Consider the following 22,056-nt stretch of genomic DNA (forward strand, 5'->3'; position numbering starts at 1 on the left):
TTTGGACCTCAACCCCCAGCGTTGCCCATAGGAACAATGAAAACATTCACCAGCATTCTCACAGCAGCGGCGATCGCGCTGCCGTCCGTCTCTTTCGCCTCCGCCGCCTTTCTGCCGCCCGCGCCCGAAATCGCCGGCAAGGCCTATTACCTGACCGACTTCAACAGTGGGCAAGTGCTGGCCGAACGCGACCCGGATTCCCGTGTGGAACCGGCCTCGCTGACCAAGCTGATGACCGCCTACCTCACCTTCAAAGCCTTGAAGGAAAAACGGCTGACCCTGGAGCAAACGCTGACGGTGTCGCAAAAGGGCTGGAAGACCGAAGGCTCGCGCATGTTCCTGGATCCCAAGGTGCCCGCCAAGGTCGACGACCTGATCAAGGGCATGATCGTGCAATCCGGCAACGACGCCTGCGTGACGCTGGCTGAAGCCATCGCCGGCAGCGAGGAAGTTTTCGCCCAAGTGATGACCCAGCAGGCGCAGAAACTGGGCATGAAGAACACCCAGTTCCGCAACGCCACCGGCCTGCCCAATCCGGAGCACTACACTACCGTGCACGACCTGGGCATCCTGGCCGGCGCGCTGATCCGCGACTTCCCGGAGTTCTACCCGATCTACTCGATCAAGTCCTTCACCTACAACAACATCAAGCAGCCCAACCGCAACCTGCTGCTCTACCGCGACCCCAACGTCGACGGCATGAAGACAGGCTACACCGACAGCGCCGGCTACAACATGATCACCACTAGCCATCGCGATGGCCGTCGCGTGATTTCGGTGGTGGTGGGCACCGCCAGCCCGGAGGCGCGCGCGGTGGAAAGCTCCAAGCTGCTCAACTACGGCTTGCAGTTTTACGATACGCCCAAACTGTATAGCGGAGCCAAACCGGTGTCCGAGCTGCCTATCTACAAGGGCGCAGCCAAAACCGTTTCCATCGGCTTCGCCAGCGACGTCTACGCCACCGTGGCCAAGGGCCAGGCCGCCAAGCTCAAGGCCGACCTGACCACGATGCAGCCGCTGATCGCCCCGGTCAAAGCCGGCCAGGTGGTGGGCAAGCTGGTTGTATCCCAGGACGGCAAACCGCTGTTCGAACGCCCGGTGGTGGCTTTGAAAGCAGTGGAAGAAGGCGGCTTCTTCAGCCGGCTGTGGGACAGCATCAAGCTGATGCTGGGCTGGAAATAAACGGCGTCCGCCGTTGATCGCGGCGCCGGGCATCGCCCGGACGCCGCGGCTGTATTATGATGTGACGTTTTAGCAATAAAGACGACCGTAAAATGTATTGGCGCGGATGGCCCGGTTTACAGTACAACTGGCTGCTGCACCTTTGCCCGTTTCGGGTGCGGCGTCTTTAGAACCTGTTTACGATCTGCTGCGCTTCGGCGATACAGCGTTGAAAACCGCTTCGAAATGCTCATGTACCGTGTGTACACTCCGCTTCCTCAGCTGTTTTCGCCTTGTCTCGCTCTTGCTCGCGCAATCGTAAACACGTTCTTAGCGGATTTGATTGCATATGTCTGAAAAACAGGAACTCATGGAATTCCCCTGTCGCTTCCCCATCAAGGTGATGGGCGAGCGTCACGAGGATTTCGTCCTCACCATCACCGAGGTCGTCCGCGTCAACGCGCCCGACCTGGCCGATCACGACGTGACGCTGCGCGAAAGCGCCAACGGCCGCTTTTACGCGCTGACCGTCACCGTCACCGCCACTTCGCGTCAACAGCTGGACAACATTTATCTGTCGCTGACCGGCCATCCGATGGTGAAAATGGTGCTCTGAGCGCCAGGAGATTGCCGTGTCGCGCATCGTCAAACATCTGGGCCGGGTGGATTACGAACCAACCTGGCGCGCCATGCAGGCGTTCACCGACGCCCGCAACGCAGACACCCCCGATGAACTGTGGGTGGTGGAACACCCGCCCGTCTACACCCAGGGCCTGGCCGGCAAGCCGGAACACCTACTGCACACCACCGCCATCCCGGTGGTGAAAACCGACCGCGGCGGCCAGATCACCTATCACGGCCCCGGCCAATTGGTGGTTTACCTGTTGGTGGATTTCAAACGCATGGGCATAGGCGTGCGCGAGCTGGTGCGCCGCATCGAACAGGCGGTGATAGACACGCTGGCGGAACTGGGCATCCACGGCAACGGCGATGTGGACGCGCCCGGCGTTTACGTGGCCGGCGCCAAAATCGCCTCGCTGGGCCTGCGCATCAAGAACCACGCGGTCTACCATGGCCTCAGCTTCAACGTGGACATGGACCTGAAGCCTTTCGATTCCATCAACCCTTGCGGTTACGCCAACCTCAAGGTGACCGACCTGAAACAACTGGGAGTGGAGCTGAGCCTTGCCGCCGCCGCCGATACGCTGCTGCCGCATCTGGAGCGCCTCCTGAACAGCACCAAGGAACTGACATGAAGCCGGAAAACCAGGCTGGGGTCAAACACAAGGGCGCGGCCAAAACCGCCCGCATCCCCATCAAAATCGTCCCGCTGGACGAAAAGCTGAAAAAACCGGAATGGATCCGCGCCAAGCTGCCCAACGGCCAGCGCTTCCACGAGATCAAACAGATTCTGCGCGAGCAAAAGCTGCACACCGTCTGTGAGGAAGCCACCTGCCCAAACATCGGCGAATGTTTCAGCAAAGGCACCGCCACTTTCATGATCATGGGCGACATCTGCACCCGTCGCTGCCCGTTCTGCGACGTGGGCCACGGCCGCCCCAACCCGCTGGACCCGGACGAACCGCGCCACCTGGCGGAGAGCGTGGCCGCGATGAAGCTGAAATACGTGGTGGTCACCTCGGTGGACCGCGACGATTTGCGCGACGGCGGCGCCCAGCATTTCGCCGACTGCATCAACTCGGTGCGCGAAATGTCGCCCAACACCCAGATCGAAACCCTGGTGCCGGACTTCCGCGGCCGCCTGGACGTAGCCGTCGACATCCTGAGCCAGACCCCACCGGACGTGATGAACCACAACCTGGAAACCGTGCCGCGACTGTACAAGCAGGCCCGTCCGGGTTCGGATTACGCACACTCGCTGCAATTGCTGAAGGACTACAAGGCCAAGAACCCCGACGTCCGCACAAAATCCGGCCTGATGGTGGGCCTGGGCGAGACCGACGAGGAAATCCTGGAAGTGATGCGCGATCTGCGTGCCCACAATGTAGACATGCTGACCATAGGCCAGTACCTGCAACCGTCCGACGGCCACCTGCCGGTACTGCGCTACGTGCATCCGGACGTGTTCAAGATGTTCGAGAAAAAAGCCTATGAAATGGGCTTCGTCCATGCCGCCGTGGGCGCGATGGTGCGCTCCAGCTACCACGCCGACGTGCAGGCGCACGAGGCCGGTGTGTAAGTAACCTTTTAATGCGGCTAAACAACGCTGACGTGCGCTGAACGCCAAACTAAAAAAATGCCTGATCAAATTCATGATCAGGCATTTTTTATGACTTCTCCAGCACATCAACCGGGGAAGGCTCCCAGATATTGCTGCCCCGTTCGAACTATCCGCAACGCCTATGGCTCCCCGCCAAAACAGAGACGCGCTAAAGCCACCACCGCTAAAACCTGATTCAACGATCCGCCAAGGAACCGACGCTGACAGCCGGCTCTGCCACATATTCATAACCCTGCTTACGTCTCAGCACATTGCGCGCCCGCTCCAAGTCCATATCCCGCTCCCAGCGCGCCACTACCACCGCGGCCACGCAATTGCCGATTAAATTGGTCAACGCCCGAGCAATGCCCATGAACCAGTCCACCGACAACACCAACACCAACCCGATCACCGGAATGGCGGGTATTGCCGACAGAGTCGCCGACAGAATCACCAAGGCAGAGCCAGGAATTCCATGCGCGCCCTTGGAGGTCACCAACGACACCGCGAGAATGGTCAACAAATCGTAATTGGACAGCGGCGTATTGGTGGCATGGGCGATAAACACCGCCGCCAGGGTAAGATAAATGGAAAAACCATCGAGATTGAACGAATAACCGGTGGGAATCACCAGGCCCACGGTGGCATTGCCGATGCCCAGATGTTCAAGCTTTCTCATGACTTGCGGCAACACCGCGTCGGACGAGGCCGTCCCCACCACGATCGATAACTCGTCTTTCAGATAGCGTAAAAATGCTACGATGTTAAGACCCGCCAATTGCAAAATCGTCCCCAGCACCACCAGCACAAACAAAGCACAAGTGAGATAAAACATCAGCACCAGACCACCCAATTGCTGCAAGGACGATACCCCGTAACTGGCGGTGGTAAAGGCAATGGAGCCGAACACTCCCAGCGGCGCCAATTGCACCACCAGACCGATCAGCTTGAAAAACACATGGCCCGCCTCATGCACCAGCCGAATCACTCCGCCAGCGGAATCGCGCACTAGATTCAAGGCGCAACCAAACAATAAGGCAAACACCAACACCTGCAAGATATCGCCCGAGGCCAACGCGCCAAACACCGTGCCGGGAATCAAGTTCATGAAAAACGACCAGGCGCTGCCATGCTGCAAAGCCTGGGCTCTATCGGTGTAGGCGGCCATCGCTTGGGTATCCAAGGAGCCGACATCCACGTTCATCCCCAGACCGATGCTGCTATGCAGGGCCAACAGCAAGCCCAAAGCCAGAGCCAGAGTCGTGACCAGCTCAAAATACACAATGGCCTTCAAACCCACCCGGCCCACTTTTTTCAAGTCACCGGCGCCGGTAATCCCGCTCACCACCACACAGAATACAATCGGCGCGATCAGCATCTTGATCAGCTTGATAAAACCATCTCCCAACGGTTTCAACTGTAGAGCCTGTTCCGGCCACAACAAGCCGGCGCAGATGCCGAGGACAAGTCCGATCATGACTCGTACAAACAACGACTTCTTAGTCAAACGCAGCATGGCTTCCCTTTCTCCTAATGAGGAGGTATGGCGAGAAGCCGCCCAGACAAGTCATCCAGGCCAAGACGGTTGACGCGGCGGCCTTCCGGAAACGGCTTCCAACATCCAACTGGCTTAGGTACCACCCTCCCCTTGTTGTGACCAGACGACAGACGTGCCACGAACCGGAATCCCCAAGCGTTCGCAAGCATGAATGATGTGCTGTTGCATGGCGGCGCTGGCCGCCGCGCTGTCATGCGCCTTGATGGCCCGCAAAATGGCCTCTTTCTCAATCAACGCCGCCTGTAACTCCTGCGGTCGCGCCAGCATGATGGCGCGGGCGTGACCAATGGCCTCGCTGGCCTGCTCCATCGACTGCTTGAACACTGGGTTGCGGCTAAATCCCACCAACTGCCGGTGGAACAAAATATCCGCCTCCACCACCGCAGCCATTTCGCCCGCAGCCAGCGCCTCACGCATATCCAGCAGCGTTAGCCGCAACTGCATCAGTTCTTCGGAAGTTATCGACTGCGCGACCAAGCCCACCACGAATGGCTCCAGCGCCAGACGCAGTTGAAACACGTCCTCCGGACGCACCGTCGGCGGCGCCAACGGCTCGCCTTGGGGATCGGTGCTAAGCACAAACACCCCCTTGCCGGGATGGGAGCGGACAAAACCCAAGGCCTCAAGCACCGAAATCGCCTCGCGCAGCGGTGGGCGGCTGATGCCAAACTGCTCTGCCAGATCGCGCTGCGACGGCAGCATCTCTCCAGGCAGCCAAATACCGCGCTTGATGGCATCAAGAATATTGCGGGCGGCGACATCGCCCAGTTTGGAAGAAGTGAACATGGCGGTCAGGCGATCAAAAACATGATTAGTCATAAACGGCAAACTACACTGGTCTAACTGGTATTACCAGTAAGACCAGTATTTTACCCGCTATCAAGCCGCGCCTCCGTCGCCCAAAACCGCCTCCGACCAAGCCAGTTGCGGCATAGCCGCCGGTGACATTTCCGCAACGCACCGGGCGACCGAACTCGCCATCGCCGAAGTTCTGGCGGGCCGCCGGCAATCGACTGGCCTGTGCAGCTTGTTGCCAAGCCTGCGCTCAGATGTCGATATGCTCGTCATTCGCCCCCGCGGCGCTAATGCTTAGATGCGCTCACGCGTGAAGGAACCACCCTAGCCAACCTCGATAGAACGATGAAAACGGCCAAACCAAAGGGAGTACCGGAGCGCCCTTTTCATTGCCATATCATTGGTACAGGCTCGCGGCAACAACGGATCGTCTATACCACGACATGCGCCCGCCATAGCGTCCGCGCACGTTTCATCCCGCAAACCGCGCGGTCGCGTCAGCGCCCGCCTGCCGATGGAGCAGCGCCATGCCCACCAGCCCCCTTCTTCGCCTGCTGCCTTTGCTGCCGCTGCTGGCCGCCTGCGCCAACGCTCCGGACACGCCATTCGCCGATTTCGACAACGCCGCCCGCAGCGTCACGCAAAGCTCCGCCGGTACTTTTGCGCGCATCCAGCAGAATGCGCGACTCAACGCGGTGCTTACCGCGCCCAACGCCCCGCTGCGCACGGATACCTTCCGCCCTCAAGCCGGCAACGGCGCCAGCTACGACCTCGGCCCCGCCCTGGCCCAGCTTCAGGCGACGCTGGACGCGCTGGAAAAATACGCCCGAACCCTGCGCAGTCTGGCCGGCGACCGGGAGGCCGAGTCCCGGGTCGACGCCGCCGCTCAGGACTTGGCCGACAGCGTTCAGGATCTCAAACTGCGCGGTGGCGACGAGACCGCCGCCAAGATTCTGGCCACAGCGGCCGACGCGCTCGGCCACCAACTCACAACGACCCAACGCAAGAACGCACTGCGCAACACCATGGCCACCGCCCAGCCCGGACTAGACCTCTTGGCCCTCAACAGCCACCGCGTCTTGAGCGCGCTACCCGGCTACCTGAGCGTGCTCAGGGACAGCCTGCTGCGTCACGCCAATTTCAGCCGACCGCCCTATGGCAGCTGGGAGCGCTACCAGTTTGACCTCTCCATCTCCGACCGGCTGCGTGAATTCGAGCAGATCGAAGCCGCGCTGCAGGCTAGCGACAAAGCGATTCAAGGCTTTCCCGATACCAACCGCCAGTTGCTGCAAAGCCTGGACACGCCCCAACCCAAACTGCAAGCGCTGCGCGACTTCGCCGCCGAGGCCAGGCGGCTGCGCAATTTTTATCGCGATCTGCCCGCTAAATAAAGGAGGCCGCATATGGACAACCACCAAGTCACCGAGCTTGCCAGCGGCCTGGCATCCCGCATCAACAATCTGGCCGTCGCCAGCCTGGGCGCGGACAGCCGCGCCTTACTGGCGCAACAGGATGAATTGGCCAACCAGACCCTGGCGCTGATCGCGCGGGATCTGAACGCCGACACCGACGACTTCCGCAACGCGATCGTCGCGCTGCAAGCGGCGACCGAGGCGGCCGATCACGCCGGGCGGCAGCTGCAACGCGTGGGCGACACCATCAAGCTGACCGCCAAGGCCATAAGCGCGGTGGCCAAGCTGCTGGCCTGAACGGCCAACGACGGGCGGCTACTCCCGCGCCGGGCGCGGCCGCGCGCGTCCGTCCGCCAGGCTGAACGCCAGCATCAGGCCGGCGCTGGTCAGCAGGCTGAAATAAATCGGCGTATTGGCGTCCAGACCGTCCCGCAGCATGAAGAACACCGCCGCGCTCAAACCGCCCAGCATGGCGCCCACCGCGCCGGCAGTCGTCGCCCGCGGCCAGCAGATCGCCGCCAACAACGGCACCAGCATACTGCCCACCAGCAGGTTGTAGGCCAGGGTCAGCGCCTGGATCACGTCATTCACCCGCATCGCCAGCAGCAGGACCAAGGCCCCGGCCAGCAAGGTGGCCGCCCGGTTGCGTCGCAAACCGGCGCCTCCTCCCGGCAACAAGTCCTCTGTCAAGGTGGTCGACGCGGCCAGCAAGGCGGCGCTGGCGGTGGACATCATCGCCGCCAGCGCCGCCGCGATCACCAAGCCGCGCACGCCGTCCGGCAACACCCCTTTGACGACGGCGGCGAAAGCGTTGTTAGGGTTCTCCAGCTCCGGCAGCACTACCCGCGCCGCCATGCCGATCAGCGCGCAGACCAAACCGTACAACAGGCAATACAGGCCGGCGGCGCTGCCGGCATAGCGCGCCACCTTGTCGTCGCGCGCGGTGAACACCCGCTGCCATACATCCTGACCGATGAGAATGCCGAAGAAATAGATCAGGAAATACGTCAGCACCGTGCCCCAGCCCAGGCCCTCGAAGCTGAACGCGGACGCCGGCAGCCGGACGGCCAGCTGCTCCCAGCCTCCTGCCCGCCACAGACAGATGGGCAGCAGCACCAGCATCAGGCCAACTGTCTTGATGACGAATTGCACGATGTCGGTCAAGGTCAGCGACCACATGCCGCCTATCGCCGAGTAAATCACCACCACGCCGCCACCGATGACGACGGCCAGCCAGAACGGCAGCTCGAACAGCACCTGCATCACCGTGCCTATCGCCAACACCGAAGTCACGCAGATCATCAGCGCGTACGACAACATCACCAGCGCGCTGGCCTTGCGCGCCAGCGGATGATAGCGGCGCTCCAGCACCTGGGTGACCGTGAAAACCCGCAAGCGCAGCAACGGCTTGGCCAGAAACAGATTGAGTACCACAATGCCGCTGCCCAGCGCCGCGCACAACCAAAAGCCGGAAATGCCGTAAACGTAGCCCAGCCGGACTGTGCCCACGGTGGAGGCGCCGCCCAGCACTGTCGCCGCCATCGTGCCCATATACATCACCGGCCCCAGATTGCGTCCCGCCACCAGGTACTGCTCCCGGTCGCTGGCCCGGCGCATGCCCAGCCAACCCAGCCACAACATGGCGCCGATATAGGCGGCCACCGTCAATAGATCCAGGCTCATCTCGTTCTCCTCTTAATTCTCGGAACCGCGACGCATTCTCCGGCGCTCGCGGGCATGGAATCATTGCGGCTTAGCGCGCCGGCGCAGGCAAGACGCACAACATTTCGAACAAGAGATTGGCGCCCAGCAAGGCGGTGTTGCCGCTGGCGTCATACGGCGGCGACACCTCGACCAGATCGCCGCCCACCAGATCCAGGCCCCGGCAGCCGCGCACGATTTCCAAGGCCTGCGCCGAACTCAGGCCCCCCACCTCCGGCGTGCCGGTGCCGGGCGCGAACGCCGGGTCGATGCCGTCGATATCGAAACTCAGATACGCCGGCGCCGCTCCCAGCTGCGCGCGCACCTCGGCCATCAACGGCGCCAGCGAGCGATGCCAGCATTGCTCCGCCGTCTCCACCCGAAAACCGCGCTGGCGCGACCAGTCGAAATCCGCCGCCCCGTAGCCGCTGCCGCGCAGACCGATCTGGACCACCCGCCCCTCGGCCAGCAGCCCCTCCTCCCAGGCGCGGCGGAAGGTGGTGCCGTGCGCGATCTTCTCGCCGAACATCTCGTCGTTGACGTCGGCGTGAGCGTCCACATGCACCAAGCCCAGCGGGCCATGCTTGCGCGCCAGCGCGCGCAGCGCCGGCAAGGTGACGGTGTGGTCTCCGCCCATGCCCAGCAAACGCACCGGGTGCCGCAGCGCCAGATCGTAGGCGGCCTCGATCCGCGCCACGCTGTCCGCCAGGTTATAGGGATTGGTGGCGACATCGCCGAGGTCCGCCACTTGCAGCCGTTCGAACGGCGCCGCGCCGCTGCCCAGGTTGTAGGGGCGCAGCAGCGCCGACTGGCTGCGGATTTCACGCGGGCCAAAGCGGGTGCCGCTGCGATTGGAGGTGCCGATATCCAGCGGCAGGCCGATGAAGGCGGCGTCCAGGCCGGCGGCGCTGTCGCGCAGAGGCAGGCGCATCATGCTGGCGACGCCGCCGAAACGCGGCATCGCATTGCCGCTCAGCGGTTGGTTGAGCAAAGGGGCGGACATAAGACCTCCTGCGTCTTGATGGATGGGATCACGCAGTCTATGCGGCCGCCTCTCCGGCTAACATCACCAAACGCCACGGTTTACATGGATGAAAATGAATGTATTAATCAACGGGTGCCCACTCATTGCGCCGCCGGCGCGGAGGCCCATGCTCAACACCTTAAGCAATATGGATTTGCGGCTGATCCGCGTGTTTCAGGCCGTGGTCGAGGCTGGCGGCGTCTCCGCCGCGCAGGGCACGCTGAACATCAGCCAGTCCACCATCAGCAATCAGCTGGCGGCGCTGGAAACTCGGCTGGGCTATAGGCTGTGCGAGCGCGGTCGCGGCGGCTTCGCGCTGACCGCCAAGGGCGAGCGCCTGCTGGCCGCCAGCCGGCAGCTGTCCGAATCGATGGAATTGTTCTGTCGGGAAGCCCGCCAGCTGGACCGGCAGTTGGTCGGGCAATTGCGCATCGGCGTGATCGGCCATACCGCCCTGGGCGCCAATGCGCGGCTGTCGGCGGCGATCCGGCGCTTTCGCGCGCGGCCGCAAGCGGTGGAGTTGATTCTGTCCATGTTGCCGCCGGGCGGCCTGGAGGAAGCGCTGCTGTCGGGCGGGATTCATCTGGGCATCGGCTATTGCTGGCATCGCGCGCCCCAACTGGAGTACCGGCCGCTATTCGTCGAACGGCAGCTGGCCTACTGCGGCCGCGACCATCCGCTGTTCCCGCAGGCCGGCGCGCTTGGCCCCGCCGAGCTGGCCGCCCACGACTGGGCCTGGCGCAGCTATCCGCTGCCGGACACCGGGCTGCCGGTGGCGGATTGGCGCATCAGCGCCCGCGCCGACAATATGGAGGCGATCGCCGCCCTGATTCTGTCCGGCCGTCATCTGGGCTTTTTGCCGGAACACTATGCCGCACCGCTGGCGGAGCGGGACTTGCTGCGAGCGCTGGACCCGGCGCGCTGGCGCTATCTGGCCGAATTCCAACTGGTCACCCGCAAACGCGGCCATCCCAATCCGACGCTGCAGGCCTTCGTCGACGACCTCGTCGCCGCCCACGGCGAGCCGCTTGCCGAGCGCCGAACATGAAAAATGCCGCCCCTGTTGCCAGGGGCGGCATTCCAAACTGTTCGCAGCTTTACGTCTAGCCCGTAACGCTTAGAACTTGTGTACGACGTTCAGACCGAAGGCCTTGATCTTGTCGGTGGACTGGCCATTGCTCTTCAGATAAGCGCTGTCAGCCTTGATTTCGCCGTACTGAGCGCCCACGGTGGTGCGCTTGGACAGGCTGTAATCAACGCCCAGCAGGAACTGCTTGTAGCCGCTGTCGTCTTGCTTCACGCCGTCAACTTTCATGTCGCGAGCTTGAGCATAGGTGAACTTGGGCATGAAGGCGCCGATCTGGTAGCCGGCGGTCAGCGCGTATTCTTGCGACTCATACTTGCTGCCATCAGTACCCAGGGCAGCATCAGCCAGGAAGTACTTCGGGGTAACAGTGGCGTCACCCTTGTCGTTGCGATAGCCCAGCGCCACGAAGATGTTGTTGGCGTTGTAGCCGGCTTCGATGCGGTGCTTGTTGTTGGCCTTGCTGCTCAGGTTCAGGCCGGCAACGATCGGGCTTTCGTGGATGTACTGATACTTGCCGAAGAAGCCGCTGTTCTCGTAGGACAGGCCCAGGTTGTAGGTTTCGCGATCGTTGTTTTGAGCAACGTTCGGGTTGGTGGAATCAACGATGAAACCACGCTTGTCTTCCTTGGTGCCGTACAGGAAGGCAGCCTTGAAGCCGGCGAATTCCGGGGTGTCGAAACGCACGGCGTTCTTAACATAGCCGTCGCCGCGGGTGAAGGCATTCAGTTGCAGCGCGTTGCTGCTGCTTTCCCACGGGTTAACTTGAGCCATGTCGGACTCGCCGTAGTTGGCCAGGTGACCCAGACGGAAGGTACCGAAGTTGGAGGACAGACCCACGAAGGATTCGCGGCTGGCGAAGGAACCGCTGCTTTCGCCGGTGCGGCTCTGGCCGTCGATGCCGAAGCCGGTTTCAACTTGCCAGATGGCTTTCAGGCCATTGCCCAGATCTTCATTGCCTTTGAAACCAATACGGGAACCCAGGTCGTCGATATTGGTTTGCTTGGTGCCCTTGCTGCTGTCGACGTATTCAACGCCGCCTTTGATGGTACCGAACACGGTTACGTCGGCGAAAGCGGCTGCCGGCAGAGTGGCAACCATCAGAGCGATCAGACTTTTTTTCATGATGTGGCTATCCTTCTTGTTTACTTAGGAAGTGAGCGAATACTAGTTGCTGTGTTTCACATTTGCAACTAGCCATGCAAACTTGTGGTCATTAAACAACAGTAGTGTCAAAAAAACAACATCAGACTTCAGGCAATCAGACTGGAACACTCAGGCGAAGTTTCACTATCAACTTGTTAAAATTCATTAACCACAAGCATTTGAGCAAAAAAATGCCCGCACGCGGCGGGCTGAAGATTGGATAGACTTGACTCGAATTCAAAGAAGCGAAAAAGAATCTGTATCAGTGAATTCTGACACTGATTGTAATCAATCACTTTGTAAATGTCCATTTACAATACGGCTTTAATGTAAATAGAGTGTGAACACATCGTAAATTTTGAGAATTCGGCGGATACAAAGCCACCTCCCGGCACTTTCCCCCATCATCTCCAGGCGAAAGGCCAAGAAAAAAGCCGCGCTAGCGCGGCTTGCCATAAGATCAACGCGTTTAATGTCCAGCAGGCAAACTCAATTGCACACACAAGCCGCCTTGCGGCCGGTTGTTCAGCTTGAGGTCGCCGCCGTGGTCGCGCGCAATCGCCCGCGCGATGGCCAGCCCCAGACCGCTGCCCCCGGTATGGCGCGCCCTGGAATCCTCCAAACGCACATAAGGCTCCATGACCCGTTCCAGGTCGGCTTCAGCGATACCCGGCCCCTGATCCTGAATACGCACCTCCACCCAGTCCTCCCGCTGCCGCAGGCTGACTTCAATCGCCGCGCCGCCATAGCGGCGAGCGTTCTCCAGCAGATTACCCAGACAGCGGCGCAAGGCGCCGACCTTGCCGGTCACCGGCGCCACCGGCTCGCTGTGCAGCTGGATGTCGGCGCCGAAGGCCTCCATATCCTCCACCACGCTTTCCAGCAAGGCGTTGAGATTAAACTTCACCACCTGCTCGCTGCCGCAACCGCCACGCAAATAGGTCAGCGAATCATTGATCAGTTGGTCCATTTCCAGCAGGTCGCGCTCGATCGCCTGTTTTTCCGACGATTCGGCCAAACCTTCCAGACGCAGGCGGATACGGGTGATGGGCAAGCGCAGATCGTGCGACACGCCGGCCAGCATCTGATTGCGGGTTTTCAGCAAGCGCTGCAACTCGGTCTGCATCCGGTTGAAGGTTCTGGCGGCTTCAGCCACCTCTTCGGAACCGGTTTCCGGCAAGGGCGCCTGATTAAGATTGCTGGCCAGACCCCGGGCCGCCTGCGCGAACAGACCCAGCGGTCGGATCAGCTGCCGCACCGCCCAGGCGCCCAGAATAGCGGCGGTCAAGGCCACCAGCAGCAGCCAGGCCAGGATGCGGATGGGCTGATCGGCCAGAGAAATGGGCCGCGAGGCGTTGAAGGTCAGCACCGTGCCGTCGCTCAGCCTGGCCTGCACCGTGGCCAGGTGGGTCTTGAACTCGGCCAGCGGGCCCAGCGCGGTCAACTCCTCACTGACAATGGAGCCGGCGACGCCGGCGTCCCGCGTGGGCGTGAAGTTTTTCATCCCAAGACCGCCCACCCTATCGATCAAGGCCGCGCGGCCGCCCGCCGACGAGTCCTGCTGCTTGGACAACACCTGCAGCTGATAAGGCTTGATCAGGTCGCGCTTGATCAATTGCTGAAACGAGCGGCCATGGCGGCTCAGCGTATTTTCTGGCTGCTCCCAAAACCGGTCCATGCGCACCAGCAGCGTGGGCTGGTTCAGGGCGGAAATCACCTGTTCCCGATATTTGCTTGGGCACTCGTCCAACAGATTGACGATGTCGGCGATGTGTTGCGCGGTGTATTGCACGCGCAAGGAATTGCTCAAGCGATCACGGTCGCTGAGAATGAAATAGATGCCCAAGGCGTTGGCCAACAGCAAGCCCCCCACCAAGGTCAGCAAAATCTGGCCATACAATGTGCGCGGCAACCACTTCATCTCAGCGCTTCCACCTCGCAGGCCAGCATATAGCCGCCGCTGCGTATGGTCTTGAGCAGCACGGGCTCGCGCGCGTCTTCTCCCAGCCGGCGGCGCACCCGCCCTATCATCACATCTACGGTGCGGTCGAACGGTCCGGCTTCTTTGCCGTTCATCGCCTCCATCAGTTGATCGCGCGACATCACGGCGTTGGCGTTTTCCGCCAAAGCCTGCAACAGCTTGAATTCGCCGCCGGACAGCGGAGTGACCACCCCGGCCTCGTCCAGCAGATGCTGGGCGTTCAGGTCCAGCATCCAGCCGGCGAAACGCAGCCGGCGCACGCTGGCCGCGTTCGCCGGCTGATCCGACACCCGGCGCAGAATGCTCTTGATCCGCGCCAGCAGCTCGCGCGGGCTGAACGGCTTGGTCAGATAATCGTCTGCCCCCATCTCCAGGCCGATGATGCGGTCCAGTTCGTCGCCGCGCGCGGTCAGCATCAGGATGGGCATGCAGGAGCGCTCGCGCAGATTGCGGCACAGGGTCAGGCCATCCTCGCCCGGCAACATCAGGTCCAGAATCAACATATTGTAGTTCTGCGCGGCAATCGCCTGATGCATGGCCTGGCCGTCGCCGACGGCGTCGACGGCGAAGCCCTGCTTGCCCAGGTAGTCGCGCAGCAGATCGCGCAGATCGGGGTCGTCATCCACCACCAGCAGTCTTGGCAAATCGACAGTCATAACAGCTCATCTCCATTGCGGCTTTGTTATTAGGATACCGCGCCCGCCCGCAGGGCTGAGGGAGAAATCGTGGGGAAATGAGAAAGGTTTACACAAGGTTTACAAAAACCGGCCACGCACATCTCGCGTGGCCGGCCTCTCTTTCTCCGCCGGAGCCATGCTCCGGCGCTGACTATGCGCCCGCCTCAATCGTTGGGATTCTGGTCGCGCGTCTTGTGCAGCGAATACAGCACGCCCGCCAGCAGCAAGCCCAGCGTCGCCGCCAAGGACCAAGCGGTGGGGATCTTGAAAGCCACCCAACCCACATCGTTGAAGAACACCAGGCCCACCTTGACGCCTATCATCACCAACACCAGCGATAAGGCGTACTTCAGATAATGGAAACGATGCACCATCGCCGCCAGCGCGAAGTACAGCGCGCGCAGGCCCAGGATCGCGAAGATGTTGGAGGTGTAAACCAGGAACGGATCCTGAGTGATGGCGAAAATGGCCGGAATGCTGTCTACCGCGAACACCAGATCGGCGCTCTCCACCATGATCAGCGCCAACAGCAGCGGCGTCGCCCACCAGCCACGGGCCAAGCCATGCGCCTCGCCGCGCACCAGAAACTGTTTGCCGTGCAAGTCCGGCGTCAGCCGCAGGTGGCCGCGCAGCCATTGATACATGCGGTTTTCCTGGATGGGCGCATGCTCGTCGTCGGAAAACAGCATCTTGATCCCGGTGGCGATCAGGAACAGGCCGAACAAAACCAGCACCCACTGGAACTGCGCCACCAGCGCCGCGCCCAGGCCTATCATCAAGGCCCGCATCACGATCACGCCGAGAATGCCCCAGAACAGCACCCGGTGCTGGTACAAGCGCGGCACCGCCAGGCTGGAGAAGATCAGCGACATCACGAAGACATTGTCCATGGACAGCGACTTCTCCACCACATAGCCGGTCAGATACTGCATGCCGGCGTCCGCGCCCTGATACCACCAGATCCAGCCGCCGAAGGCCAGACCGACGCCGATGTAGAAAGCCGACAGCATCAGGCTTTCCTTGACCCCGATCTCCTTTTCCTCTTTGTGCAGCACGCCCAGATCGAAAGCCAGCAGGGCCAGCACGATGGCCATGAACATCAGCCAAACCCACAAGGGATAGCCGGCAAAGCCGGCGCTCAACCATTCCATAAGCATTCCTTTCGACAATAGAAAGGCCCCGGGCCGAGCGAACCGCCCCGGGGCCTGAACTCACAAACGCCGCCCCCGCTAACGCGGAGGCGGATCAAAGCTTAACGACCGTGCTCCAGCGCGCCGATGCGCTCCTCGATGCTGGGATGGCTGGAGAACAGCGCCATCAGGCCGCCGCGCCCGCCGGAGATGCCGGAGGCCGCCATGTTCTGCGGCAGGTCGCCGGCGGCGACACCGCCGAGACGGCGCAAGGCGTTGACCATGGGACGCGCGCCACCCAGCAGCGTGGCGGCGCCGGCATCGGCGCGGAATTCGCGCTGACGCGAGAAATACATCACGATGGCGGAGGCCAGGATGCCGAACACGATCTCACAGACGATCACAGTGACCATATAGCCAATGCCCGGGCCGCTGGATTCTTCGTCGTTGCGGCGCAAAAAGTTGTCCACCAGATAGCCGACCACGCGCGCCAGGAAGAACACGAAAGTGTTGACCACGCCCTGGATCAGCGTCAGCGTCACCATGTCGCCGTTCTGGATGTGGGCAACTTCGTGCGCCAGCACCGCTTCCACTTCTTCTTCCGTCATCGAGGCCAGCAGACCGGTGGACACCGCCACCAGCGAGTTGGATTTGCTCGGGCCGGTGGCGAAGGCGTTGGGCTCGCCCTCGTACACCGCCACTTCCGGCATCGGCAGATTGGCGCGGCTGGCCAGCTTTTGCACGGTGTGCACCAGCCAGCGTTCGGTATCGTTGCTGGGCGTTTCAATCACGCGCGCACCGGTGCTCCATTTGGCCATGGTCTTGGACAGCATCAGCGAGATGAAGGCGCCGCCAAAGCCCATCACCGCGGCGAAGCCCAGCAGCGTGCCCAGGTTCAGGCCGTTGCCCGTCATGTAGCGGTTCAGCCCCAACAAGCTGGCCACAATGCTCAGCACCACCATCACGGCGATGTTGGTGGCGATTAATAGGATGACTCGTTTCATGGTGTTGGCCTTTGCGTTGAATTCGACGGCATTCCGCGGAACGCTCGACAAAGTGCATTCTAGACGCTGCGTTCCTCGGAAAAAATCAAATATAATCAGAAAATACATCAAGTTTTTTCGAACCATTATGTCCGAACGGATCAACTTCAAGCATCTGCATTACTTTTGGGCGGTCGCCCACGCCGGCGGCGTCACCCGCGCGGCGGAACAACTGGGCGTCAGCGCTCAAACCGTCAGCGGCCAGATTTCGCGACTGGAGCAGAGCCTGGAGCGAACCTTGTTCCGACAACAGGGACGCCAGCTGGTTCTGACCGAAGCCGGCCATGTGGCGCTGCGCTACGCCGACCAGATCTTCATGCTGGGCGAGGAATTGCAGGAAACGCTGGAAGACGCCCAGCTGGACAAGACCATCCGCCTGGCGGCTGGCATTTCGGATGTGCTGCCCAAGGCCATCGCGCTCAAGCTGTTGGAACCGGCGCTGCGGCTGGACGCCAAGGTCAGGCTGCAATGCGGCGAAGGCGATTTCGACGAATTGCTGGCCGACTTGACCCGCCACCGGCTGGACGTGGTATTGGCGGACCGGCCGATGGCGGCCGGCGGATCGCAGCCCTTTCAATCCTGGCTGCTGATGCGCTGCCCGGTAAAGATCGCCGGCGCGGCGGAATTGTGGCGGCGCTACGCCGAGGGATTCCCCGCCAGCCTGAACCAAGCGCCGATGTTGCTGCCCAGCCGCCACCATGTGCTGCGCAGCCAGTTGGACCAGTGGTTTGAAGAACGCAGGATCAAGCCGGACATCGTGGCGGAGTTCGACGACGGCGCCTTGCTGGACGCCTTCGGCCGCCAGGGCTTCGGCCTGTTTCCCAGCACGGCGCCCAGCGGCGGGGACGCGAACGCGCCGCAGGCGCTGGGCGAGGTCGACGGCGTCTGGGAACATTATTACGCCATCGCCAACCGCCGCCGGCTACAGCATCCAGGCGTCCAGGCCATGTTGCAAGCCGCCATCGACGCCGCGCTCTGAAAACAAAAAACCCCGGACAAGTCCGGGGTTTGGCGACGCGCGGCGAACTCACTCGCCCAGATAGGCGTTGCGCACGCGTTCGTCGTTGAGCAGGTCCTTGGCCGGGCCGCTCATGGTGATGCGGCCGCTTTCCATCACGTAGCCGCGCTGCGACACTTCCAGCGCCAGCTTGGCGTTTTGCTCCACCAACAGCATGGTCACGCCCTCCTTAGCCACCATCTGAATGATCTCGAAGATCTTCTCCACGATGATGGGAGCCAGGCCCATGGACGGTTCGTCCAGCAGCAGCAGCTTGGGCTTGGACAGCATCGCGCGGCCCATGGCCACCATCTGCTGCTCACCACCGGACAAAGTGCCGGCAAGCTGTTTCTGCCGCTCCTTCAAGCGCGGGAACAGCTCGTACACCCGCTCGGCCTCGCTCAGGATCGCGGCCTTGTCGTCGCGATAGTAAGCGCCCATCAGCAGGTTCTCTTCCACCGTCAGCTTGGCGAACACCCCGCGGCCCTCCGGCACCATGGCCAGGCCGTGGCGCACGAAGTTGTGCGGCGCGATGGTGGAGATATCTTTGCCGTCGTAGTGAATGCTGCCGCCGGATTTTTTCACCATGCCCACCAGGGTTTTCAGCGTGGTGGTCTTGCCGGCGCCGTTGGCGCCGATCAGGGTCACCAACTCGCCCTGCTCGATGTGAAAATCGACGCCCTTGACCGCCTGAATGCCGCCATAGGCCACTTGCAGGTCTTTGACTTCCAAAATGCTCATGCGTGTGCCGCTCCCAGGTAGGCCTCAATCACTTTCGGGTTCTTGCGCACCTCTTCGGGAACGCCTTCGGCAATCTTCTTGCCGTAGTCCAGCACCGCGATGCGGTCGCACAAGCCCATCATCAGTTTGACGTCGTGCTCGATCAGCAGCACCGTCACGCCTCCGGCGCGGATTTTGGACATCAGAGTCTTCAGTTCCTCGGTCTCGCGCGGGTTCATGCCGGCGGCCGGCTCGTCCAGCGCCAGCAGCTTGGGCTCGGTGGCCAGCGCGCGCGCGATTTCCAGTCGGCGCTGATGGCCGTAGGACAGGTTGCGGGCGCGCTCATGGGCCACATCGGCGATGCCCACGTATTCCAGCAATTCCCAGGCCTTGTCGGTGATCGCCTTTTCTTCAGCCATGGTGCGTCTGTCGCGCAGCACCGCGCCCAAGGCGCCGGCCTTGGAGCGAATGTGACGCCCCACCATCACGTTTTCCAAGGCCGTCATTTCGGCGAACAGACGGATGTTCTGAAAGGTGCGGGCGATGCCGGCGGCCACCACCACGTGCGGCTTCTGTTGGAACAGATTGTGGCCATCGAACTCGAACGCGCCTTCGTCCGGCACGTACAAGCCGGTCAACACGTTGAACAGCGTGGTCTTGCCCGCGCCGTTGGGGCCGATCAGGCCGTAAATCTCGCCCTTGTTGATGGTCAGCGCCACGTTGTTGAGCGCGTGCAGGCCGCCAAAGCGTTTATGGATGCCTTCTATCTTCAGCAAAACTTCAGCCATGGCTCAACCTTTCTGCCCTGCGGCTTCTCTATCGTCACGGAACTCGGCTTTACGGCGCTTGGACGGCCACATGCCCTCCGGCCGCACCAGCATCATCACCACCATCGCCAAGCCGAACAACAGCATGCGGGCGTTTTCCGGATCGATCAGCATTTTGCCGAAGGTTTTCATCTGCAGCGGGCCTATCACTTCGCGCAGGATCTCCGGCGCGATGGTCAGCACCACGGCGCCGAGAATCACGCCCGGGATGTGACCCATGCCGCCCAGCACGATCATCGCCAGAATCATGATGGATTCCAGCAGGCTGAACGATTCCGGCGACACGAAGCCCTGGAAGGACGCGAACAGGCCGCCGGCCACGCCGCCGGACAAGGCGCCCAAGGCGAAGGCCAGCAACTTGATGTTGCGGATGTTGATGCCCATCGCCGCGGCGGCGATGTCGTCTTCGCGCAGGGCCACCCAGGCGCGGCCGATGCGCGAATGCTGCAGGCGCCAGGCCATGATCACCACGCCCACGGTCAACACCAGGAACAGGTAGTAGTACAGATAGACGCTGTGGAAGCTGAGTCCGAACAACTCCATGGTATCGCCCAGCGACACGCCGCCTACCTTGATCGGATCGATCAGGTTGATGCCCTGCGGGCCGTTGGTGATGTTGATCGGGGTGTTCAGGTTGTTCATGAAGATGCGCACGATCTCCCCGAAACCCAGCGTCACGATGGCCAGATAGTCGCCCTTGAGCCGCAATACCGGCGTGCCCAGCAAGATGCCGCAGAACGCCGCCACCACCGCGCCCAGCGGGATGCTGATGTAGAACGGCAGATGCAGGCCGAAATGCGGCGAGCCCAACAAGGCGAAGGTATAGGCGCCCACCGCGTAGAAGGCGATGAAGCCCAGATCAAGCAAGCCGGCAAAACCCACCACGATGTTCAGGCCCAGCGCCAGCATCACATAAAGCAAGGCGAAGTCGACGATGCGGACCCAGGAATTGCCCAGCAAGCCGCCCACCAGAAAAGGCAGCACCGCCAGCGCAACCGCGGACAGCACGAACAGGCCGACCTTCTTGCCGGTGTCCATCTTATTGATATTGAGTGCCATGGTCATGATATGTCTGCTCCGTGATCAGGCGCGATCGGCCATCTTTTCGCCCAGCAAGCCGGACGGACGGAAAATCAGCACCAGGATCAGCACCATGAAGGCGATGATGTCCTGATAGTTGGACCCGAGGAAACCGCCGGTCAGCGTGCCGATATAACCGGCGCCCAGGCTTTCAATGATGCCCAGCAGCAAGCCGCCGGCCACCGCGCCACCCAGATTGCCGATGCCGCCCAGCACCGCGGCGGTGAAGGCCTTCAGACCAATCATGAAGCCCATATAGTAATGAGCCTGCTCGTAGTTGGTGGCGACCATCACGCCGGCCACTGCGCCCAGCCCGGAGCCGATGACGAAGGTGGCGGAAATGATGGTGTTGACGTTGACGCCCATCAGGCCGGCCACCGCCGGGTTCTGGCTGGTGGCGCGCATGGCGCGGCCCAGCTTGGTGCGTTCCACCATCAACAGCAGGCCGGCCATGATCACCAGGCACAGCGCGATGATGGTGATCTGCAGCTTGGTGATGCTGGCGCCGAAAAAGGACACCACGTCATGGTCGAGGATTTGCGGAAACGGAATGTAGTTGCGGCCCCAGATCAGGATGGCCACCTGCTGCAGCACGATGGACAGGCCGATCGCGGTGATTAGCGGCGCCAGTCTTTGCTTGCCGCGCAGCGGGCGGTAAGCGATGCGCTCTACGGTGAAGCCCAGCAGCATGCAGGCAGCAATCGCCACCAGCAGACCGATCAGCACCAGGGCGGGACCGGGCAGGCCGGAACCGGACAAGGCATTGACGACGGAGATGGTGACCATGGCGCCGAACATCACCACTTCGCCGTGAGCGAAGTTGATGAGCCCCATGATCCCGTACACCATGGTGTAGCCCAATGCGATCAACGCATAAATGCTACCCAGAACGAGACCGTTCAGGATTTGTTGCAGAAAAATGTCCACGTTGGGAGATCTCCTTTGTATTGACGACCGGCAGCTTGCGGGGCTTTCCCTCTTATTGGCCGCTGCCTGTTCTTGAGTGCCCGGACGAGCCTTGATTATTTGGATTCTGTCAGACAGGCGAACGGATTATGTAGGTGGATTCGAGCGACTGTCAATCTTAAAGATTGGTTAAAACGGCACCAAATCAAGCTCATTTAAAAACAATATAACACATTGTTTTTCATGTGTTTTTTTGAAAAACAAGACGAAACCGGCCAAAGAAATTTTGAATTTCTCTGGATAAAGACAAACCCTAAGCCAGCAGGTTGTTTTTCAGATTTTGATCATGCTTCTGCGCAAAATATGTTCGCTTTCGAAAAGACACCCATCAAAGAATTCGCATTACAACATTCGATCGCTTTCGTGATTCGAATGGATACAATCTCCCAAAAAGACGCCCGACGCAGACAAAAATTGCACAGCGCGACGCATCGTACATCAAGCAAAAACGAGACCATCGCATTCAGCGCCCATCCGACATTCCTCGCTGAACACATTTATGGCTAAAACATAGCCCATCCGACCCATCTTGG

22 protein-coding genes are annotated in these 22,056 nt (G+C 61.2%); 9 read left to right on the forward strand and 13 right to left on the reverse strand.

Features of this window, described 5'->3' with window-relative positions; translation table 11 throughout:
• Positions 1-36 precede the first annotated feature (36 nt).
• The 4 genes from HA052_RS12315 (at position 37) to lipA (ending at position 3,361) form a co-directional block, all read left to right on the forward strand.
• The gene (locus tag HA052_RS12315) at positions 37-1,182 is read left to right on the forward strand and encodes a D-alanyl-D-alanine carboxypeptidase family protein (protein ID WP_166452147.1); all 1,146 of its coding nucleotides are present in this window, start codon (positions 37-39) and stop codon (positions 1,180-1,182) included.
• Positions 1,183-1,510: 328 nt separating this feature from the next.
• A complete protein-coding gene (locus HA052_RS12320; RefSeq protein ID WP_107798628.1) occupies positions 1,511-1,777 on the forward strand; it encodes an HP0495 family protein in 267 nt (88 codons plus the stop codon).
• Between the two features lie 16 nt (positions 1,778-1,793).
• On the forward strand, positions 1,794-2,417 hold the full coding sequence (lipB, locus tag HA052_RS12325) for a lipoyl(octanoyl) transferase LipB (RefSeq protein ID WP_166452148.1): 624 nt from the start codon (positions 1,794-1,796) through the stop codon (positions 2,415-2,417).
• Positions 2,414-3,361 carry a lipoyl synthase gene (gene lipA / locus HA052_RS12330; RefSeq protein ID WP_166452149.1) on the forward strand — a complete coding sequence of 316 codons (948 nt, stop codon included), beginning with the start codon at positions 2,414-2,416 and terminating at the stop codon, positions 3,359-3,361. The genes lipB and lipA overlap by 4 nt, the downstream gene beginning before the upstream one ends.
• Before the next feature lie 217 nt (positions 3,362-3,578).
• Here the strand turns inward: lipA and dctA are convergent, their stop codons facing one another.
• Both dctA and HA052_RS12340 read right to left on the reverse strand, forming a co-directional pair.
• The gene (dctA, locus tag HA052_RS12335; RefSeq protein ID WP_166452150.1) at positions 3,579-4,898 is read right to left on the reverse strand and encodes a C4-dicarboxylate transporter DctA; all 1,320 of its coding nucleotides are present in this window, start codon (positions 4,896-4,898) and stop codon (positions 3,579-3,581) included.
• Positions 4,899-5,012: 114 nt separating this feature from the next.
• Complete coding sequence (locus HA052_RS12340; protein ID WP_206118885.1) at positions 5,013-5,759, reverse strand: FadR/GntR family transcriptional regulator; 747 nt, start codon at positions 5,757-5,759, stop codon at positions 5,013-5,015.
• 503 nt (positions 5,760-6,262) lie between these two features.
• Between HA052_RS12340 and HA052_RS12345 the strand changes: the two genes are divergently transcribed.
• Both HA052_RS12345 and HA052_RS12350 read left to right on the forward strand, forming a co-directional pair.
• Positions 6,263-7,126: a hypothetical protein gene (locus HA052_RS12345; RefSeq protein WP_166452151.1), complete on the forward strand. Its 864-nt coding sequence runs from the start codon at positions 6,263-6,265 to the stop codon at positions 7,124-7,126.
• Positions 7,127-7,138: 12 nt separating this feature from the next.
• The gene (locus HA052_RS12350) at positions 7,139-7,444 is read left to right on the forward strand and encodes a hypothetical protein (protein WP_166452152.1); all 306 of its coding nucleotides are present in this window, start codon (positions 7,139-7,141) and stop codon (positions 7,442-7,444) included.
• An 18-nt stretch (positions 7,445-7,462) separates the two neighbouring features.
• Here HA052_RS12350 and HA052_RS12355 read toward each other — a convergent pair whose 3' ends face one another.
• Positions 7,463-8,830: a sodium:solute symporter family protein gene (locus HA052_RS12355; protein WP_166452153.1), complete on the reverse strand. Its 1,368-nt coding sequence runs from the start codon at positions 8,828-8,830 to the stop codon at positions 7,463-7,465.
• 70 nt (positions 8,831-8,900) lie between these two features.
• Positions 8,901-9,851 (reverse strand): agmatinase, encoded by a 951-nt coding sequence (speB, locus tag HA052_RS12360; protein ID WP_107798622.1) that lies wholly within the window; start codon positions 9,849-9,851, stop codon positions 8,901-8,903.
• A 148-nt stretch (positions 9,852-9,999) separates the two neighbouring features.
• On the opposite strand from speB, the gene HA052_RS12365 reads away from it, so the two are divergent.
• Positions 10,000-10,920 carry a LysR family transcriptional regulator gene (locus HA052_RS12365; protein ID WP_166452154.1) on the forward strand — a complete coding sequence of 307 codons (921 nt, stop codon included), beginning with the start codon at positions 10,000-10,002 and terminating at the stop codon, positions 10,918-10,920.
• Between the two features lie 69 nt (positions 10,921-10,989).
• On the opposite strand, the gene HA052_RS12370 is transcribed toward HA052_RS12365, so the two are convergent.
• The 5 genes from HA052_RS12370 to htpX all read right to left on the reverse strand — a co-directional run bounded on the left by HA052_RS12370 (position 10,990) and on the right by htpX (position 16,894).
• Positions 10,990-12,081: a porin gene (locus tag HA052_RS12370; RefSeq protein WP_166452155.1), complete on the reverse strand. Its 1,092-nt coding sequence runs from the start codon at positions 12,079-12,081 to the stop codon at positions 10,990-10,992.
• A 490-nt stretch (positions 12,082-12,571) separates the two neighbouring features.
• Positions 12,572-14,023, reverse strand: a complete 1,452-nt coding sequence (locus HA052_RS12375) for an ATP-binding protein (RefSeq protein WP_166452156.1) — start codon at positions 14,021-14,023, stop codon at positions 12,572-12,574.
• On the reverse strand, positions 14,020-14,739 hold the full coding sequence (locus tag HA052_RS12380) for a response regulator (RefSeq protein ID WP_081550016.1): 720 nt from the start codon (positions 14,737-14,739) through the stop codon (positions 14,020-14,022). The genes HA052_RS12375 and HA052_RS12380 overlap by 4 nt, the downstream gene beginning before the upstream one ends.
• A 185-nt stretch (positions 14,740-14,924) precedes the next feature.
• Positions 14,925-15,911 (reverse strand): TerC family protein, encoded by a 987-nt coding sequence (locus HA052_RS12385; protein WP_166452157.1) that lies wholly within the window; start codon positions 15,909-15,911, stop codon positions 14,925-14,927.
• Between the two features lie 101 nt (positions 15,912-16,012).
• The gene (gene htpX, locus HA052_RS12390) at positions 16,013-16,894 is read right to left on the reverse strand and encodes a protease HtpX (protein ID WP_048414926.1); all 882 of its coding nucleotides are present in this window, start codon (positions 16,892-16,894) and stop codon (positions 16,013-16,015) included.
• Positions 16,895-17,021: 127 nt separating this feature from the next.
• Between htpX and HA052_RS12395 the strand changes: the two genes are divergently transcribed.
• Positions 17,022-17,912 (forward strand): LysR family transcriptional regulator, encoded by an 891-nt coding sequence (locus tag HA052_RS12395; protein ID WP_166452158.1) that lies wholly within the window; start codon positions 17,022-17,024, stop codon positions 17,910-17,912.
• Between the two features lie 48 nt (positions 17,913-17,960).
• Here HA052_RS12395 and HA052_RS12400 read toward each other — a convergent pair whose 3' ends face one another.
• From HA052_RS12400 to HA052_RS12415, 4 genes are read right to left on the reverse strand one after another with little or no spacing between them, the layout of a single operon-like run.
• A complete protein-coding gene (locus HA052_RS12400; protein ID WP_166452159.1) occupies positions 17,961-18,671 on the reverse strand; it encodes an ABC transporter ATP-binding protein in 711 nt (236 codons plus the stop codon).
• Positions 18,668-19,438 carry an ABC transporter ATP-binding protein gene (locus HA052_RS12405; protein ID WP_107798614.1) on the reverse strand — a complete coding sequence of 257 codons (771 nt, stop codon included), beginning with the start codon at positions 19,436-19,438 and terminating at the stop codon, positions 18,668-18,670. Before HA052_RS12405 ends, HA052_RS12400 begins: the two co-directional genes overlap by 4 nt.
• A gap of 3 nt (positions 19,439-19,441) precedes the next feature.
• Complete coding sequence (locus HA052_RS12410) at positions 19,442-20,542, reverse strand: ABC transporter permease subunit (RefSeq protein WP_166452160.1); 1,101 nt, start codon at positions 20,540-20,542, stop codon at positions 19,442-19,444.
• 18 nt (positions 20,543-20,560) lie between these two features.
• A complete protein-coding gene (locus HA052_RS12415) occupies positions 20,561-21,484 on the reverse strand; it encodes an ABC transporter permease subunit (RefSeq protein WP_166452161.1) in 924 nt (307 codons plus the stop codon).
• Between the two features lie 222 nt (positions 21,485-21,706).
• Between HA052_RS12415 and HA052_RS12420 the strand changes: the two genes are divergently transcribed.
• On the forward strand, positions 21,707-22,030 hold the full coding sequence (locus HA052_RS12420; protein WP_166452162.1) for a hypothetical protein: 324 nt from the start codon (positions 21,707-21,709) through the stop codon (positions 22,028-22,030).
• Positions 22,031-22,056: the final 26 nt, after the last annotated feature.

Source organism: Chromobacterium fluminis (genome assembly GCF_011602385.1).
In the GTDB taxonomy this organism is placed as follows: domain Bacteria; phylum Pseudomonadota; class Gammaproteobacteria; order Burkholderiales; family Chromobacteriaceae; genus Chromobacterium; species Chromobacterium fluminis.